Source organism: Paracoccus aminovorans, assembly GCF_900005615.1.
Lineage (GTDB): Bacteria > Pseudomonadota > Alphaproteobacteria > Rhodobacterales > Rhodobacteraceae > Paracoccus > Paracoccus aminovorans.
This window is the reverse complement of record NZ_LN832559.1, coordinates 604,427-620,749: the sequence shown is the minus strand read 5'-3', so window position 1 is coordinate 620,749 and position 16,323 is coordinate 604,427. Positions and strand designations below refer to the sequence as shown.

Annotated in this window: 16 protein-coding genes, 1 tRNA gene and 1 pseudogene; 11 read left to right on the top strand and 7 right to left on the bottom strand. The window is 66.0% G+C overall.

The window, feature by feature from the left end:
* Positions 1–2: 2 nt before the first annotated feature.
* The 4 genes from JCM7685_RS03135 to JCM7685_RS03120 are packed head-to-tail and all read left to right on the top strand — an operon-like array spanning position 3 to position 4,495.
* Positions 3–1,304, top strand: coding sequence for an MlaD family protein (locus tag JCM7685_RS03135; protein ID WP_074968092.1), 1,302 nt, complete (start codon positions 3–5; stop codon positions 1,302–1,304).
* A 9-nt stretch (positions 1,305–1,313) separates the two neighbouring features.
* A complete protein-coding gene (locus JCM7685_RS03130) occupies positions 1,314–1,940 on the top strand; it encodes an ABC-type transport auxiliary lipoprotein family protein (protein ID WP_074968090.1) in 627 nt (208 codons plus the stop codon).
* A gap of 18 nt (positions 1,941–1,958) precedes the next feature.
* Positions 1,959–3,347 carry an aldehyde dehydrogenase family protein gene (locus JCM7685_RS03125; RefSeq protein WP_074968088.1) on the top strand — a complete coding sequence of 463 codons (1,389 nt, stop codon included), beginning with the start codon at positions 1,959–1,961 and terminating at the stop codon, positions 3,345–3,347.
* Entirely contained in the window at positions 3,344–4,495 is a 1,152-nt protein-coding gene (locus JCM7685_RS03120; protein ID WP_074968086.1) for an iron-containing alcohol dehydrogenase, read from the top strand. Before JCM7685_RS03125 ends, JCM7685_RS03120 begins: the two co-directional genes overlap by 4 nt.
* Positions 4,496–4,690: 195 nt before the next feature.
* On the opposite strand, the gene JCM7685_RS03115 is transcribed toward JCM7685_RS03120, so the two are convergent.
* A complete protein-coding gene (locus JCM7685_RS03115) occupies positions 4,691–5,263 on the bottom strand; it encodes a YqgE/AlgH family protein (protein WP_074968084.1) in 573 nt (190 codons plus the stop codon).
* Positions 5,264–5,370: 107 nt separating this feature from the next.
* Here JCM7685_RS03115 and JCM7685_RS03110 point away from each other — a divergent pair, with 107 nt between their 5' ends.
* A complete protein-coding gene (locus JCM7685_RS03110; protein WP_074968082.1) occupies positions 5,371–6,147 on the top strand; it encodes a protein-disulfide reductase DsbD domain-containing protein in 777 nt (258 codons plus the stop codon).
* Positions 6,148–6,737: 590 nt separating this feature from the next.
* Here JCM7685_RS03110 and istB read toward each other — a convergent pair.
* The 4 genes from istB to JCM7685_RS03090 all read right to left on the bottom strand — a co-directional run bounded on the left by istB (position 6,738) and on the right by JCM7685_RS03090 (position 10,339).
* Positions 6,738–7,466 carry an IS21-like element helper ATPase IstB gene (gene istB / locus JCM7685_RS03105; protein ID WP_028030902.1) on the bottom strand — a complete coding sequence of 243 codons (729 nt, stop codon included), beginning with the start codon at positions 7,464–7,466 and terminating at the stop codon, positions 6,738–6,740.
* Positions 7,466–8,965 carry an IS21 family transposase gene (gene istA, locus JCM7685_RS03100; protein ID WP_090271472.1) on the bottom strand — a complete coding sequence of 500 codons (1,500 nt, stop codon included), beginning with the start codon at positions 8,963–8,965 and terminating at the stop codon, positions 7,466–7,468. Before istA ends, istB begins: the two co-directional genes overlap by 1 nt.
* Positions 8,966–9,043: 78 nt before the next feature.
* Entirely contained in the window at positions 9,044–9,868 is an 825-nt protein-coding gene (locus JCM7685_RS03095; RefSeq protein ID WP_074971207.1) for a uracil-DNA glycosylase, read from the bottom strand.
* A gap of 69 nt (positions 9,869–9,937) precedes the next feature.
* Positions 9,938–10,339, bottom strand: a complete 402-nt coding sequence (locus JCM7685_RS03090; RefSeq protein ID WP_074971205.1) for a hypothetical protein — start codon at positions 10,337–10,339, stop codon at positions 9,938–9,940.
* Between the two features lie 148 nt (positions 10,340–10,487).
* On the opposite strand from JCM7685_RS03090, the gene leuB reads away from it, so the two are divergent.
* The 6 genes from leuB to JCM7685_RS03060 all read left to right on the top strand — a co-directional run bounded on the left by leuB (position 10,488) and on the right by JCM7685_RS03060 (position 13,882).
* Complete coding sequence (gene leuB / locus JCM7685_RS03085; protein ID WP_074971203.1) at positions 10,488–11,606, top strand: 3-isopropylmalate dehydrogenase; 1,119 nt, start codon at positions 10,488–10,490, stop codon at positions 11,604–11,606.
* Positions 11,607–11,885: 279 nt separating this feature from the next.
* Positions 11,886–11,962 (top strand) — tRNA-Pro (locus JCM7685_RS03080).
* Between the two features lie 240 nt (positions 11,963–12,202).
* Entirely contained in the window at positions 12,203–12,628 is a 426-nt protein-coding gene (locus JCM7685_RS19800) for a hypothetical protein (protein ID WP_170849000.1), read from the top strand.
* The gene (locus JCM7685_RS20685) at positions 12,538–12,831 is read left to right on the top strand and encodes a KGGVGR-motif variant AAA ATPase (protein WP_074971199.1); all 294 of its coding nucleotides are present in this window, start codon (positions 12,538–12,540) and stop codon (positions 12,829–12,831) included. Before JCM7685_RS19800 ends, JCM7685_RS20685 begins: the two co-directional genes overlap by 91 nt.
* A complete protein-coding gene (locus tag JCM7685_RS03065; RefSeq protein ID WP_139218159.1) occupies positions 12,828–13,544 on the top strand; it encodes a hypothetical protein in 717 nt (238 codons plus the stop codon). Before JCM7685_RS20685 ends, JCM7685_RS03065 begins: the two co-directional genes overlap by 4 nt.
* Positions 13,541–13,882, top strand: a complete 342-nt coding sequence (locus tag JCM7685_RS03060) for a hypothetical protein (protein ID WP_100526021.1) — start codon at positions 13,541–13,543, stop codon at positions 13,880–13,882. The genes JCM7685_RS03065 and JCM7685_RS03060 overlap by 4 nt, the downstream gene beginning before the upstream one ends.
* Positions 13,883–13,913: 31 nt before the next feature.
* Here the strand turns inward: JCM7685_RS03060 and tnpC are convergent.
* Positions 13,914–14,924: pseudogene (gene tnpC, locus JCM7685_RS03055) on the bottom strand (IS66 family transposase); the annotation flags it as partial.
* Positions 14,925–15,081: 157 nt separating this feature from the next.
* Positions 15,082–16,257: an elongation factor Tu gene (gene tuf / locus JCM7685_RS03050; RefSeq protein WP_074966919.1), complete on the bottom strand. Its 1,176-nt coding sequence runs from the start codon at positions 16,255–16,257 to the stop codon at positions 15,082–15,084.
* Positions 16,258–16,323 lie beyond the last annotated feature (66 nt).

Sequence of the window (16,323 nt, the reverse complement as noted above, 5' to 3'; positions counted from 1 at the left end):
CCATGGAGACCAAGGCCAATTACGTCCTGATCGGCGCCTTCACCATCGCGGGCTTCCTGGGGCTGCTTCTGTTCCTGATGTGGTTCGCCAAGATCCAGATCAACCGGCAATTCGCCTATTACGACATCTATTTCCCCGAGGTCTCGGGCCTGGCCATCTCGTCCGAGGTGGCCTTTGCCGGGCTTGCGGTCGGCAAGGTCGTGGACATGCAGCTGGCCAGCGGCGCGAACGGCGCCGTGCGGGTGCGGGTCGAACTTGCCGAGGACACGCCGGTCAAGACCGATTCCCGCGCCTCGATCGAGATCCAGGGCGTCACCGGCGTCTCGAATGTCGCGATCACCGCCGGCACGCCCGACGCGCCGCTGCTGCGCGAGGCCCAGCCCGACGGCATCCCGGTCATTGCCGCCAACCGCTCGGCCCTGCAGACGCTGTCGGACCAGGGGCCCGAGATGATCTCGCGGCTGAACACCGTGGCCGAGCAGATGACCCAGCTGCTGGGCAAAGAGAACCAGAGCCGGGTGCGCAACATCCTCGACAATGTCGAACGCTCCAGCGCGAATCTGGACAAGGCGCTGGCGGATGTGACCAAGGCCACCGATTCCATCGCCTCGGCGGCCGGGGACATCTCGGCCTTCGGCGAAAGGCTGGACGGGCTCAGCGCCGCGGCCCAGACCACGCTCGGGAATGCAGACACCGCGCTGGCCAAGTTCGACGAAACCGCCGGCAAGGCCGATGCGGCGCTGGATTCGGGCACGGCGACGCTGGACGAGCTGCGCGACTATGTTTCGGGCGACCTGCGCGGGCTGACGCAGCGGCTGGACCAGACCGCCACGGCCCTGCAGGCCGACCTGGCCCGGCTGGCCGAGCGCACCGACAAGAGCCTGGACGGCCTGGATGCGGCGCTGGAGATGGGGCAACGGACGCTGGCCTCGGCCGAGCGCGCCTTCGACAGCGCCGACCGGGTGATGAACAGCAATGTCGAGCCGGTGGTCACCGACCTGCGCGCCACGCTGGCCAAGGCGAACGAGGCCATCGACCGCGTGGTGGACGACCTGCCCCAGATCACCGCGCGGCTGCGCGATGCTGCGGACAGCGCCGATGCCGCCTTTGCCAGCCTGCGCGGAATGCTGGACAGCGCCCGCGCCCCGGTGCAGGCTTTCACCCGCGAGGGGCTGCCGCAAATCACCCGCATGGCCAGTGATCTGCGCGGGCTGGTGGGCAATGTGAACGAGCTGGTCTCGGCCCTGCGGCGCAACCCCTCGCAGATCTTCTCGGGGCCGAAGACCCCCGAGTTCCGCCGCTGAGGAGACGCCATGCGCCTGACCGCCGCCCTGCTGATGCTGACCCTGATCCTGCCCGGCTGCACCGCGCTAAAGGCGCTGGAGGGCGAGCCGGACCGCGACGTGTTCGAGCTGCGCCCGCCCTCGGACCGGCCGCAGAGCTGCGGGCGCGGCCGGCTGGCCGAACTGGTGATCGAGCCGCCCAAGGCGCGCGGCACGCTGGACACCGACCGCATCATGATCCGGCCGAACGCGCTTCAGACGCAATACCTGCCCGATGCGCGCTGGGGCGACACCGTGCCCACGACGCTGCAAACGCTGCTGGTGCGCGGCTTCGGCGTCTATGACGTGTTCACCCATGTCGGCCGGGCGCCCTTGGGCACGGCGGGCGATTACGCGCTGATTTCCGAGGTGCAGGACTTCAACGCCGAGGTTTCGGGCAAGGGCGCCATCATCAAGCTGACCGTAGATGCGCAGATGGTGCGCGAAATGGACGCCACCGTCGTCGCCCGCGGCCATTTCGCCACCACGGCCCAGGCGCCGACGACCAAGACCGCCGACCTGATCCCCGCCTTCGACGCGGCGGGGCAGCAGCTGGTGGCGCAGATGACCGGCTGGGGTCTGAAGGCCGTGGGGGTGAACGCGGCGCGCTGCCGCTGAACGCCGGGAGGGCGGAGGATGAGCGGGACCATCAGGCTGATTTCACCCATCGACGGCCGGGTCTATGCCGAGCGCCCGGTTCTGCCCGCCGCCGAGGCAGAGGCGGCCGTCGCCCGCGCCCATGCCGCGCAAGGCGCCTGGGCCGCCCTGCCCCTTTCCGACCGCATCGCCCGCGTCACGGCCGGCATCGCCGCGCTGGAGGCCATGCGGGACGAGATCACCCATGAGCTTGCCTGGCAGATGGGCCGCCCGGTGCGCTATGGCGGCGAGCTGGGCGGCGTGAACGAACGCAGCGCCTATATGGCCAGGATCGCCGCCGAGGCGCTGGCTCCGACCGAGATCGAGGACAGCGACCGCTTCCGCCGCGAGATCCGGCGCGAGGCGCTGGGGGTGGTTCTGGTCGTCGCGCCCTGGAACTATCCCTATTTGACTGCGATCAACACCATCGTGCCGGCGCTGATCGCCGGCAACGCGGTGGTGCTGAAACACGCCAGCCAGACCTTGCTGGCCGGCGAGCGGCTGGCGCTGGCGCTGCACCGGGGCGGCGTGCCGCAGGACGTGTTCCAGAACCTGGTGCTGGACCACGCCGCCACCGAGGCGCTGATCGCCGCGCGCCGCTTCGGCTTCGTGAACTTCACCGGCTCGGTCGCGGGCGGGCGCGCCATCGAACGGGCGGCGGCGGGCACCTTTACCCCCGTCGGGCTGGAGCTCGGCGGCAAGGACCCCGGCTATGTCTGCGCCGATGCCGATCTGGACGCGGCTGTGGACGGGCTGATGGACGGCGCCATGTTCAACGCGGGGCAATGCTGCTGCGGGATCGAGCGGATCTATGTCGATGCGCGCCTTTACGACGCGTTCGTCGCCAAGGCGGTGGATTGGGTCATGCGGCAGAAGCTGGGCGATCCGACCGACCCGGAAACGACCATGGGACCGATGGCGCATCGCCGTTTCGCGCAGCTGGTGCGCGATCAGGTCGCCGAGGCACGGGCGGCGGGCGCGACGGCGCTGATCGACCCCGCCGATTTCCCGGCCGATGACGGCGGGGCCTATCTGGCGCCGGAGGTCCTGGTCGGGGTCGACCACGACATGCGGGTGATGCGCGAGGAAAGCTTCGGCCCGGTCGTCGGCATCATGCCGGTCGCGGGCGACGACGCGGCGGTGCGGCTGATGAACGATTGCGCCTATGGGCTGACGGCCTCGATCTGGACCTCCGACCCGGAACGGGCGGCCGAAATCGGCGCGCGGTTGGAAACCGGCACCGTCTACATGAACCGCTGCGACTACCTGGACCCGGCGCTGTGCTGGACCGGCTGCAAGGACACCGGCCGCGGCGCCGCGCTGTCGAACCTGGGCTATCTGGCCGTGACCCGGCCGAAATCCTATCATCTGAAGAAGGTGCAGAAATGAGCCTGCGCGCGAACTGGTCCTATCCCACCGCCATCCGCTTCGGCGCCGGCCGCATCGCCGAACTGGCCGAGCATTGCAAGGCTGTGGGGCTGTCGCGCACGCTGCTGGTCACCGACCGAGCGCTGGCCGGGCTGCCGATCACCGCCCGGGCGCTGGACATTCTCGACGCCGCCGGGCTGGGCCGCGCGATGTTTTCCGAGGTCGATCCCAACCCGGACGAGCACAACATGCAGGCCGGCATCGCCGCCTACAAGGCGGGCGGGCACGACGGGGTGATCGGCTTCGGCGGCGGCTCGGCGCTGGACCTGGCCAAGATGATCGCGCTGATGGCCGGGCAGACGGTTTCGGTCTGGGATCTGGAGGACGTGGGCGACTGGTGGACGCGCGCCGACGCCTCGGCCATCGCGCCCATCGTCGCGGTGCCGACCACGGCGGGCACCGGCTCGGAGGTCGGGCGCGCGGGCGTACTGACCAATTCGCGGACGCACCGGAAGAAGATCATCTTCCACCCGAAGCTGATGCCCGCGGTCACGATCTGCGACCCGGAACTGACCGTGGGCATGCCCCGGGCGATCACCGCCGGCACCGGCATGGACGCCTTTGCCCATTGCCTGGAGGCGTATTGCTCGCCGCATTACCACCCGATGAGCCAGGGCATCGCGCTGGAGGGGATGCGGCTGGTCGACACCTACCTGCCCCGCGCCCATGCCGTGCCCGACGACATCGAGGCGCGGGCGCAGATGATGAGCGCCGCCGCCATGGGCGCGGTCGCCTTCCAGAAGGGGCTGGGCGCGATCCATGCGCTGAGCCATCCCATCGGCGCGGTCTATGGCACCCATCACGGCACCACCAATGCGGTGGTCATGCCGATGGTGCTGGACTTCAACCGCCCCGCGGTCGAGGCGCTGCTGGGCCGCGCGGCGGATTACCTGGGCATCGGCGGCGGCTTCGACGGCTTTCGCGCCCGGGTGATGCAGCTGCGCGCCGAACTGGGCATCCCGAAAGATCTGACCGCCTTGGGCGTCGGGCGCGACCGGCTGGACGAATTGACTCAGATGGCGCTGGAGGACCCCTCATGCGGCGGCAACCCCGTCGCGATGACGCCCCAGAACACGCGCGCGCTGTTGGAACGCTGCCTCTCGGCCTAGCAGGCTGCCGCAAACTGTTCCAAGAACATGCCGGAAAGGAATCGCGCTTGCCCTGCCTGCCGACCTTGGACCGTCTGAAGCCGCAGCTTCCGGAACTCTGACCGGCCGGAAACGGGGCATTTTCCAGCGTTTCAAGGCGAATTGTCCGCTCTTCAGTCCATCGCGCGTCGTAACGGTGACTTTTTCGGCCGGCTGCTAGGCGTGACCGGCGCTTGGCGACAGCACCAGCGGGTCGATGCCCAAGGACTTCAGCGCCGCGCGCCATTTGCCGGCATTGTCGGCGCCGAAGATGATCTCGTCGCCGCGGTCCGAGGTCAGCCAGCCGTTCTGCAGGATCTCGGAATCCAGCTGCCCCGGCCCCCAGCCCGCATAGCCCAGCGCCAGCATCGCCGGCTGCGGACCGCGGCCGTGGGCGAAATCCTCGAGGATGTCGCGGGTGGTGGACATGGCCAGGTCCTCGGCAATCCGCATCCGGGTCTCGTCCACCTGGATGCCCTGCGGCACGCGATGCAGCACGAAGCCGCGCCCGGGCTCGACCGGACCGCCGAACCGGACGGGGATGTCCAGCGCGTTCTCGCCCGCGTCGATGCCCAGCTGCGACAGCAGGTCGGCGAAGCCCACCTCGGGCAGCGGCCGGTTCACGACCAGGCCCATCGCGCCCTCTTCGGAATGGGCGCAGATCAGGATCACCGATTGCTCGAAGCGCGGGTCGCGCATGCCGGGCATGGCGATCAGCATCTTGCCGGTCAGGTTGCTGGACTCGTCCATTGTCTGCTCCGTTCTTTTCATGAAGATCGGCCCTGCGAACTGATTTCGCAAGGGATTGGCGCTAATGTGACTTCACCCCGGCGCCCCGGGGCAGGTAAACAGGCGGCATGAGGACGCTTCTGCTGCTGTTGATGAGTGCCGCGCCGGCGCTGGCCCAGGACCTGCCGCCCGGGCTGGTCTCGGCCGAGCTGATGCCCGGCTGGATCACCCCCGAAGGCCATCGCATGACCGCCCTGAGGCTGGAACTGGAGCCGGGCTGGAAGACCTATTGGCGCAGCCCCGGAGACGCCGGCGTGCCGCCGCGATTCGACTGGCGCGAATCCGAGAACCTGGGCCAGGCCCGGCTGCTCTGGCCCCGCCCCGAGGTCATCGATTCGGGCGGAGAGCGGACGCTGGGCTATCACGACCGGCTGGTCCTGCCGATCGAGATCGTTCCGGCCGCCCCCGGCGCCCCGGTCGAGCCGCGCGCGGTGGTGGATTTCGGGCTTTGCCTCGACATCTGCGTGCCGGCCGAGGTGACGCTGACGGCCCCGCCGCCGGGACCCTCCCCCGACCCGCAGATCGAGGCGGCGCTGGCGCGCCAGCCGCAGCCCTCGGCCCGGCAGCCCGATTGCCGGATCACGCCGATCGCGGACGGGATGCAGGTCACCGCCACCCTGCCCGAGGCCGAAAGCGACCGGGGCGAAGAGGTAGCGATGGAGCTGGAGGACGGCGAGATCTGGGTCTCGGCCCCCGAGACCGGGCGCGAAGGCGGGCGCATGACCGCGCAAGCGGATTTCGTCGCGGCCTCGGGCAAGCCCTTCCCGCTGGACCCCGGCGCGCTGCGGGTAACGCTGATCGGCCCCGGCGATGCGGTCGAATTCACCGGCTGCCGCGAGGACTAGCAGCTGCTGGAAAAGTCCCCGCGACGAGCCGGACTGGACCAGAAAGCAGAAAATTCGCCTTGGATCGGCGGGAAATGCTTGGGTTTCCCACCGATTTTCGTCCCGGCAACTTCTCGGGATGTTTTTCAGCAGCCTGTTGGATTCGACATCGACCTGGGGCCATCCAGCCCGATGAACAAGCGGCTCCGGTTTCTGAGGCTTGGCGCCCGCCAACCGCGCGCAACGCTCGAACGGACAAGACCGTGCGGGGCACCGACCCCCTCAGTTCACGACGCCATCATCGGATCTAACAGGCTGCCGAAAAAGTCCATGCAACATGAGACCCTGGGCCAGGAGCCGGGAATTCTGCTCAATTCGGCCGGAAACATCCCAGTTTCGGGACCATCCGGTTCCGGGATGATTTCCGGGTCGGCACCTTATCAAGAGCCTTTTTCAGCAGCCTGCTAGGGGTCCAGCCTGTCAATCGGCATTCAAACGGGCCCCCTGATCGGCGTCCAAAAGTGACCCCTTTGGCGCGCGGGTGAGCAGGCCCGTGGCGGCGTAGCTTTCCAGCTGGCGCAGCCGACGCGGGCCTGCGTTTTGGAGGGTGTTCAGGCTCGGGTTTTGATGCGCCAGCTGTCGTTGCCGGTCTCGACGATGTCGCAGTGGTGGGTGAGCCGGTCGAGCAGCGCGGTGGTCATCTTTGCGTCTCCGAAGACGGTCGGCCACTCCCCGAATGCGAGGTTGGTGGTGACGATGACGGAAGTCTGCTCATAGAGCTTGCTGATCAGATGGAACAGCAGCTGGCCGCCGGACTGCGCGAATGGCAGGTATCCGAGTTCATCGAGGATGACGAAGTCGAGCCGCATCAGATGTTCTGCAAGCCGGCCTGCCCGTCCGGCACGGGCCTCGGCCTCCAGCCTGTTCACCAGATCGACGACATTGAAGAACCTGCCCCGGGCACCATTGCGGATGACCGCGCGCGCTATGGCCACAGAGATATGGGTCTTGCCGGTCCCGGTGCCGCCAACCAGCACGACATTGCGCTGTTGGCTGAGGAACTCCCCGCTGGCCAGATCTCGCACCAGGGTCTCGTTGATTGGGGTGTCATCGAAGGTGAACTCCTCGATCTCCCGGGCATAGGGCAGCTTGGCGGTGGTGATCTGGTATTTGACCGACCGCGCTTTCTTCTCGTTGATCTCGGCGGCCAGAAGATCTCCAACGATCTGGCGGGGTTCGTGCTGGCGGCGCACAGCCACCGCCATGAGTTCGTCATAAGCGGCGCGCATCCCGTAGAGCTTCAACTCGCCCATTGCAGCCATGATGTCAGCACGATCCATCAGCAGGCCCTCCGCAGCAGATCATAACGGGCGCAGTCCGCCACAGGCTCATGGGTCAACTGCAAGGCCGGAGAGGTCAGCAGAAGCGGTGGTGGTTCCGGATCTCGCCTGCGGGATAGAATATTGAGGATTACATCGGCAGAATGGACGCCTTGCGAGAGAGCTTCGGCACATGCCTTTTGAACCACAGGCATCCCTTCCGTCAGCACAGCGCCGAGGACCTTCACCATCTGGCGGTCGCCATCTGAGGAGCCCTGCAGCTTGCGGCGGATCTGTTCAAGAGCTCCGGGAAGAACCCAGTCCTTGAACGGTGCGCCGTTACGCAGCGCCCCGGGTTTGCGAAGCAGAACAGGCACATAATGCCAGGGATTGTAAACCGTTCGGTCCCGGCCGAAGTGACGCGGGTGGTCTCCGACCAGTCGGCCCTCCTGCCGGATCTCGATCCGCTCAGCATAGGCCCTGATCTCGACCTGCCGCCCGACAGCCGTTGCCGCGACGGAGTATTTGTTGTTGTCGAAGCGCACGAGACAGGTCTTTGACACCGCCGCAGGCAGTGAATGGAATCCGTCGAAGCGCCCGGCATAGGGGACAAGGTGCGGGCGCTCTTCCTGGAAGACCTGCCAGACGGTTTTGTCCGTCAGCTCCGGATGCTTGCTGGTTCTGGCCGAGGCGATGCACTTGTCCAGCAGCCAGGCATTCAGTTCCTCGTAGCTCTTGACCCTGACGCGGGGCGCGAAAAACCGCTGACGGACAGTGCCGACCTGGCTCTCCACCTGGCCTTTCTCCCAACCCGCAGCAGGGGTGCAGGCAACGGGTTCGACCAGATAATGGCTGGCCATCTGCAGGAACCGACGATTGTAGAGGCGTTCCTTGCCGGTGAAGATGGTCTCCACCGCCGTCTTCATGTTGTCGTAGATCCCGCGGGTGCAGGTGCCCTTGAAGAAGGCGAAAGCCCTGTCGTGGGCATCGAACACCATCTCCTGCGTCTCGCGCGGATAGGCCCGCACAAAGAACATCCGGCTGTGGCACAGGCGAACATGGGCCACTTTGATGGTGGTGGTCGCCCCATCGATCACCACAACCTCGTGGCTCCAGTCGAACTGATAGGCTTCACCGGGCGCAAAGCTCAGGGGCACGAAGGCGGCAGAAGCGCCTGAACTCTGAGTGCGTGCCCAGTTCGAGGCGTAGCGGCGCACCGCGTCATACCCACCTTCATAACCGAGACCGCTCAGTTCTTCGTAGATCTGTATCAGAGACTGACGTTCCCGGCTGGACCGCGCGGCGTTGACCTCCAGCAGCCGGTTGAGTTCCCCCAGCCAGGCACCCAGCTTCGGGCGCGGCTGCACCGTCCGGGTATAGGTGAACTCGGTAATCCCGGTGCGGATCACCTTCCGCACCACCTTCTTCGACAGCTTCAGGTCACGGCAGATCGTCTTGATCCCCTTGCCCTCGGTGAAATGTAGCCGCCTGATTTTTGCGATTGTCTCCACGATCAGCATCCCGTGCTCGGCCTCCGATAATCATCGAAGGCACAATGGACCCAACCCCCGGTCGGTGGGGTCCATTTTGGACGCCGATCACCCCAGAAGCGGGGTCCTTATTGCAAGCCGTTCAACATCCAGCCGCGCCGAGAGCGACAGCAGGTCGGCCCAGGCCTCGCGCTTGGCGGCCGGCGTGCGCAGCAGGTAGGAGGGATGCGTCATCGGCAGCGCGGGCAGGCCGAAGGCCTCGGTCCAGTGGCCGCGCAGCTTCAGGATGCCCTGCCGGTTCAGCGCCGCCATGCAGGGCGTGTTGCCCATCAGCACCAGCAATTCCGGCTGCGCCAGTTCGACATGACGGCGCAGGAAGGGCAGCATGACCGCGATCTCGGCCGGCTCGGGGCGGCGGTTGCCGGGCGGGCGCCAGGTCAGGACATTGGTGATGTAAAGCGCCTTTTCCGCATCCACCGCCTCGCGCGACAGGCCGATGGCGGCGAACATCCGATCCAGCAACTGGCCGGCGCGGCCGACGAAGGGACGGCCCTGGCGGTCCTCTTCCTCGCCCGGGGCCTCGCCGATCACCATCACCCGGGCCGCGGAATTGCCGTCGGCAAAGCAGAAATTGCGGGCGCCCTTCTTCAACTCGATGCCGTCGAAAGCCTCCTGCGCGGCGGCAAGCTGGGACAGCGAGGACGCCCCGGCGGCCATGGCCTCGGCGCGGGCGACCATGTCCTCGGCCTCGTCGCGGGGCGGCGGCGGCGCGGCGGCGGCCGGCACGGCGGCCGTGCGCTCGGACAGGTCGTAGCGGTCCAGCGGCGCGTCGAGGCAAGGCTCGTCCGCGCCGAGTTCGGCCTGCCATTGCAAGAGCGCCAGCGCCGTCTCGGCGTCCAGCGCGAATCCCCTGTAGGTCGGATCTGCGGTCATGCCCGCAAGCTAGGCCGCCGGGCCGGCGCAGGCAACGCGGAACTGTCGCCGCGCCGGCCCGGCGCCATGCTATTGCGATTGCGTCAGCGGCGTGGTGCCGCCGCCCATGCCGATCAGCCGCTGGATCAGCGGCTTGGCCTTCGGCCCGATGCGGTCGCAGGCCGATGGATCGTCCAGCAGCTTGAAGGCCGGCCCGTAATAGGTCTTGTCATAGGCCGAGGCGTCCAGCCCCAGCCGCGCCGCCAGCCGGTCCCCGGTGCCGGTGATCAGCGTCCATTCCCCGTCCGAGACCGGATAGCCCGGACAGTTCGAGGTGATCACGTTGACATTGGCCAGTTCGGCGATCAGCGTCTTGGCCTCGGCGTCGGTCAGGCCCGAGACATCCGGCAACTGGACGGTGATGCCGCCGTCCGCAAGCACCGCCCGCGCCATCATCAGCGTGGCCCCCGCCGCGACCGCTATGGTTTTCATGGGCTGCCCCCTTTGTTTCGGCTTTGGTGGTCGCGGCCCATCCCGCCCGATCCGCCCCCGGGGCGCAAGCCAATTCGCCGTGAACTTGACGCAGGGAATGCGCAAGGCTACGCGATTGCCGACAGCCAGAACATGAAGGATGCCTGCGATGACGACCTATTCCCTGCTGATCCTGCCCGGCGACGGCATCGGCCCCGAGGTCATGGCCGAGGTCCGCAAGGTCATCGGCTGGTTCGAGAACAACCGCGGCCTCTCCTTCGACGTCAGCGAGGACCTGGTCGGCGGCGCCGCCTATGACAAGCACGGCAAGCCCCTGGCCGACGAGACCATGGCCAAGGCGCAAGCGGTGGACGCGGTGCTGCTGGGCGCGGTGGGCGGCCCGAAATACGACGAGCTCGACTTCTCGCTGAAGCCCGAGCGCGGCCTTCTGCGCCTGCGCAAGGAGATGGACCTGTTCGCCAACCTGCGCCCGGCGCAATGTTTCGACGCGCTGGCGGATTTCAGCTCGCTCAAGCGCGAGGTGGTCGCCGGGCTCGACATCCTGATCGTGCGCGAGCTGACCTCGGGCGTCTATTTCGGCGAGCCGCGCGGCATTTCCGCCGACGACACCCCCGGCAACGAAGGCGGCCGCGTCGGCGTGAACACCCAGCGCTATACCTCGGGCGAGATTCGCCGGGTCGCGCGCTCGGCCTTCGAGCTGGCGCGCAAGCGCGGCAACCGGGTCTGCTCGATGGAAAAGGCCAATGTGATGGAATCGGGCATCCTCTGGCGCGAAGAGGTGCAATGGGTCCACGACAACGAATATCCGGATGTCGCGCTGTCGCATATGTATGCCGACAACGGCGCCATGCAGCTGGTGCGCAACCCGCGCCAGTTCGACGTGATCTTGACCGACAACCTGTTCGGCGACGTGCTGTCGGATGCGGCGGCGATGCTGACCGGTTCGCTGGGGATGCTGCCCTCGGCCTCGCTGGGCGCGCCGATGGCGAACGGCCGGCCCAAGGCCCTGTATGAGCCGGTGCACGGCTCGGCCCCCGACATCACCGGCCAGGGCAAGGCGAACCCGATCGCCTGCATCCTGAGCTTTGCCATGTGCCTGCGCTATTCCTTCGACCTGGGCGTCGAAGCCGACATGCTGGAAAAAGCCGTCGAGCAGGTGCTGGCCGATGGCCTGCGCACCGCCGACCTGATGGGCCCCGAGGGCGGCACGCCGGTTTCGACCTCGGAAATGGGCGACCGCATCCTCGCCGCGCTTTCGGCGCAATAAGGTTCGTCTGCGGCGGCCAGGGCCCGGCGCGCAACCATGAGAGTTGCCGTCGGGCGCTCTCGGCCGCAGCACCGTCTGTCCCGCCAGCCACGCGGTTGGGCGACCGGAAGCGGGTGTCTCGGGGCGAGCTTCAGCCTTCAGCGAAGTGCCATGGGGTCGGCAACCCCTATGGATCTGCGAAGAGATGGGAGCGCCTGTGATAAGGACTGGGTCGAGGGATTTGGCGTGCAATTTCTCCCTTGCATTCCGCCGTCCCGCGGGCTACCTGCCCCTCACGGTCGGAGCGTAGCGCAGCCTGGTAGCGCACCTGCTTCGGGAGCAGGGGGTCGGAGGTTCGAATCCTCTCGCTCCGACCAATTTCCCGTTGATCAGAGGGATGATCCCTACTTCGCTCATTTCCCTGATCTGGCGACGCAGTTGCGCAATACGGCTCAAGGACGACGCTCAGGTCAACTGACCGCGATTGCCCAATCCAATCATTTTCAGAACCGGTCCACCGAAATGCGCTATGCTTCGACACCAGAGGTGAAGGCCACGTGGATCGAGGCTTGGAAAGCAAGCGCACAAAGTCTCGTAGAAAAAATGGACGCGGAGTGATGGCTGGACCCCGTTTCGACGATTCCCTCTCTGTCCTCGTCGCTACACTCGCTGACCTTGTCGATGGCGCTTTTGTCGAAGCAGGAACGGCGCTTCGCGATGCCTCTGGGCATCTGACGTTCATTGCAGGGCGAGAACCCGAAAATGATGCGGAGCGCCAAAAGCTGGGGTCCGCACTGATCGAGGCACTGGGAAGCTATGCTAGAACGGATCGATCGATCAGTTTTCGGGGCGACAGCGGAAGCGAGCGCTTACTGGCCGCGCCGGAGTGGCTTCCAATCAAAGTCGGCAATCATTTTTGCCAGGTCATCGATCGGCGAGTTGTGGGCGCGGGGTGGCTGGACGAACCGGCCCCAGTGCTGCCAATCCTCCCCGGATTGTTTTCGCAACCCTTAAAGGAGGCGTGGGCCGCTCAACGGCACTAGCGATTGGAGCAGCGGACCTGGCTCGCCGCAACCGGAATGTGCTTGTGGTCGATCTTGACTTGGAAGCGCCGGGGCTAGGTGATCTCTTGCTGGAGTCGGACCGCATGCCGGATTTCGGTACGATTGATTTTCTCGTCGAGAATGGCCTCGGCGGCATTGAGGATCAAAAGACCTGTTTCGGTTCATTGGCACAAGCGGGTTGACCCAAGGCGGCGGCGGGCGCGTTGACGTCCTTCCAGCGCTCGGCCGAAGATCCAACGATCAGCCGGAAAATATCCTGCCGAAGCTTTCTCGGGCGATGATCGAAGATGTAGTAGATGGCCGATCTATTTCGGTTGCGGCTCAGATCTCGAGGATGCTCTCCCGCATTACAGCGAGTGAGCAATATGATGTTGTCTTCATCGATAGTCGTGCGTGCCTTTCTGAGCTGGCAGCGCCTGCGGTGTTGGGGCTGGGAGCAACAGTACTCTTGTTTGGAACAGCGCAGAAGCAGACGATTGAAGGGTATCGCGCCCTATTCGCATCGCTCCAGCTGCTTGCACAACGCGATACCGCAGCCGGTCGAGACACGGATTGGCGGATGCTGCTCAAGCCAGTCTACGCTAAGGCGAGCCTTGGCGCGAGCGTGTCGGAGCGACTTGTCGATGATATGTACGAACTGTATTCGGCTCATATCTACGATGCTGAAACCGACGGCGCTCAAGAAACCGAATTGCTCCGCTTTGCGCGCTCGGACGAGTCTGCTCCGCACTGGCCGCTCATTGTGCCGTTCAGTCCAAACTTCGTAGATTTCGACCCAAGCCGCGATGCCGATCAGCTCACACAGAAATTTTACGAACAGGCTTATCGTGAATTCCTGTCCGGTCTCGACGCTGTGATAAGTTCTTCCGCCTCTACCAGCGAGCCGAACGCGTGAACAGTATCCAGCCAGATTTCGCAGCTCTCCGTGACGCGATCGCCGCGTTCGATCCGTCCCCGCGGGTCGAACCCAATGCAACGATCTCGGTCGAAGAGGCCTTCCTGCCCGCAGGCCATCGCGGGGTCCGCCAGGCATCAAGGAGTCGGCTCGAAGAGCTCTATGAAGACTATCCATGGATCAGGCCTGCGCTCGAAGCGCTTCGACGTCAGTTTGTTCCGATGGAGCGCGAGCAGTTGTTCGAATTGTGGGCGTCTGAGCTTGTCGTCGTTAAGATCCGGCAAGATGCGGCGGAGGGGCTCCGCACGCCAGTTAAGTTTCTTGCAGGAGATGAGTAAGCGGTCGCAGGCCAGCACGGTCAGTTTGGCTTTACGGCCTGAGGTTCCACGGCAGCAGGTCGTCGATGCGGCTTTGCGGGTGGCCGTTGGCAATCGCGGTCAAGGTGGCCCTCAGATATGCGAAGGGCTCGACACCGTTGATTTTGCAGGTTTCGATGAGGGAGGCGATGCGGCCCCATGCGATACCGCCTTCGTCGTGACCGGCGAAGAGCGCATTCTTGCGATTGAGGGCGATGGGGCGGATCAGGTTTTCAACTCTGTTTGAGTCGATCTCGACGCGGCCGTCGGTCAGGAAGGTCTGCAACCCATCCCATTGATTATGGATGTAGGTCAGCTTTTCGCCCAGCCGGGATTTGGCGGAGATTTTCCGACGCTGCGCCTGAAGCCATTCGCCGAAGGTTGCCACCAGCGGCACAGTGCGAGCCTGACGGGCGGACATGCGCTGGCCGGGCGATATGCCGCGGATGTCGGTCTCGACGGCATAGATCTCAGCGATCTGGCGCAGGCCCTCGGCGGCAATCTCCGAGCCATCGCGGTCGAAGACCTCCTTCAGCTTGCGCCTGGCATGCGCCCAGCAATGGGCCACCCGAATGGGGGCGCCGCCCTTGCGCGAGGGTTTGGTCAGCCGGTTGTAGCCGGTGTAGCCATCGACTTGCAGGATGCCGTCGAAGCCGGTGAGGAAGGTTTCGGCATTCTCGCCCGCACGGCCGGGAGCATAGAAGTAGACCACACCGGGCGGGTCTTCGCTGCCCCAGGGGCGGTCATCGCGGGCGAGCGCTCAGAGATATCCGGTCTTGGTCGTCCCGCGCCCAGGGTCCAGCACCGGGGCGGTGGTTTCGTCCATGAACAGCTTGCCGGATCGTTTCAGATGCTCGGCCAGCCGGTCCACCACCGGCTTCAGGTGGAAGGCGGCCTTGCCGACCCAATCGGCCAGCACGGCGCGGTGCAGATCAAGGCCGGCCCGCGCGAGGATCTGGCTCTGGCGATATAATGGAAGGTGATCCGCATATTTGCTGACCAGCACATGGGCGAGCGTGGCCTCGCGCGCAGCCGCGCGACAGGCCCCCTGCCCGCCCACATCAAAAAGCCCGCCCCTTTTCCGGAGCGGGCCTGTCCGCCGCGATATCCCGCCGATCTCTCGGACCGGGATCACCCGGCGCTGTCTCGACCGGGCGGGACCACAGCCCCGCCCCGCATCGTCACTTGATGATCTTCGACACCACGCCGGCGCCGACCGTGCGGCCGCCTTCGCGGATCGCGAAGCGCAGCTTCTCTTCCATCGCGATCGGCGCGATCAGCTCGACCTCGAACTTCAGGTTGTCGCCCGGCATCACCATCTCGGTGCCTTCCGGAAGCTTCACCGTCCCGGTCACGTCCGTCGTGCGGAAGTAGAACTGCGGCCGGTAGTTCGCGAAGAACGGCGTGTGGCGGCCGCCCTCTTCCTTGGTCAGGATATAGGCCTCGGCCTCGAACTGCGTGTGCGGCTTCACCGAACCCGGCTTGCACAGCACCTGGCCGCGCTCGACGCCGTCGCGGTCGATGCCGCGCAGCAGCGCGCCGATGTTGTCGCCGGCTTCCCCGCGGTCCAGGAGCTTGCGGAACATCTCGACGCCGGTGCAGGTGGTCTTGCGGGTGTCGCGGATGCCCACGATCTCAAGCTCGTCGCCCACGTTCACCGCACCGCGCTCGACGCGGCCGGTCACCACGGTGCCGCGGCCCGAGATCGAGAACACGTCCTCGATCGGCATCAGGAACGGCTGGTCCACGGCGCGCTCGGGCGTCGGGATGTATTCGTCCACGGCGGCGATCAGCGCGCGGATCGAATCCTCGCCGATCTCCTTGTCGCGGCCTTCCAGCGCGGCCAGGGCCGAGCCCTTGATGATCGGAATGTCGTCGCCGGGGTAGTCGTAGGACGACAGCAGCTCGCGCACTTCCATCTCGACCAGTTCCAGCAGTTCCGGATCGTCCACCTGGTCGACCTTGTTCAGGTAGACGACCATGTAGGGGATGCCGACCTGGCGGCCCAGCAGGATGTGCTCGCGCGTCTGCGGCATCGGGCCGTCGGCGGCGTTCACCACCAGGATGGCGCCGTCCATCTGCGCCGCGCCGGTGATCATGTTCTTCACGTAGTCGGCGTGGCCGGGGCAGTCGACGTGCGCGTAGTGCCGGTTCTCCGATTCGTATTCCACATGCGCGGTCGAGATCGTGATCCCGCGGGCACGTTCTTCGGGCGCGCCGTCGATCTGGTCGTAGGCCTTGAATTCCCCGAAGTATTTCGTGATCGCAGCCGTCAGCGTCGTCTTGCCGTGGTCAACGTGCCCGATCGTCCCGATGTTGACGTGCGGTTTCGTCCGTTCAAACTTTGCCTTTGCCATCAGCAGGGCTCCTTTGATTCTTGGTGTCTAGCATGGAGCGGCGGGGCCGAAGCCCCGCCTGCCCGG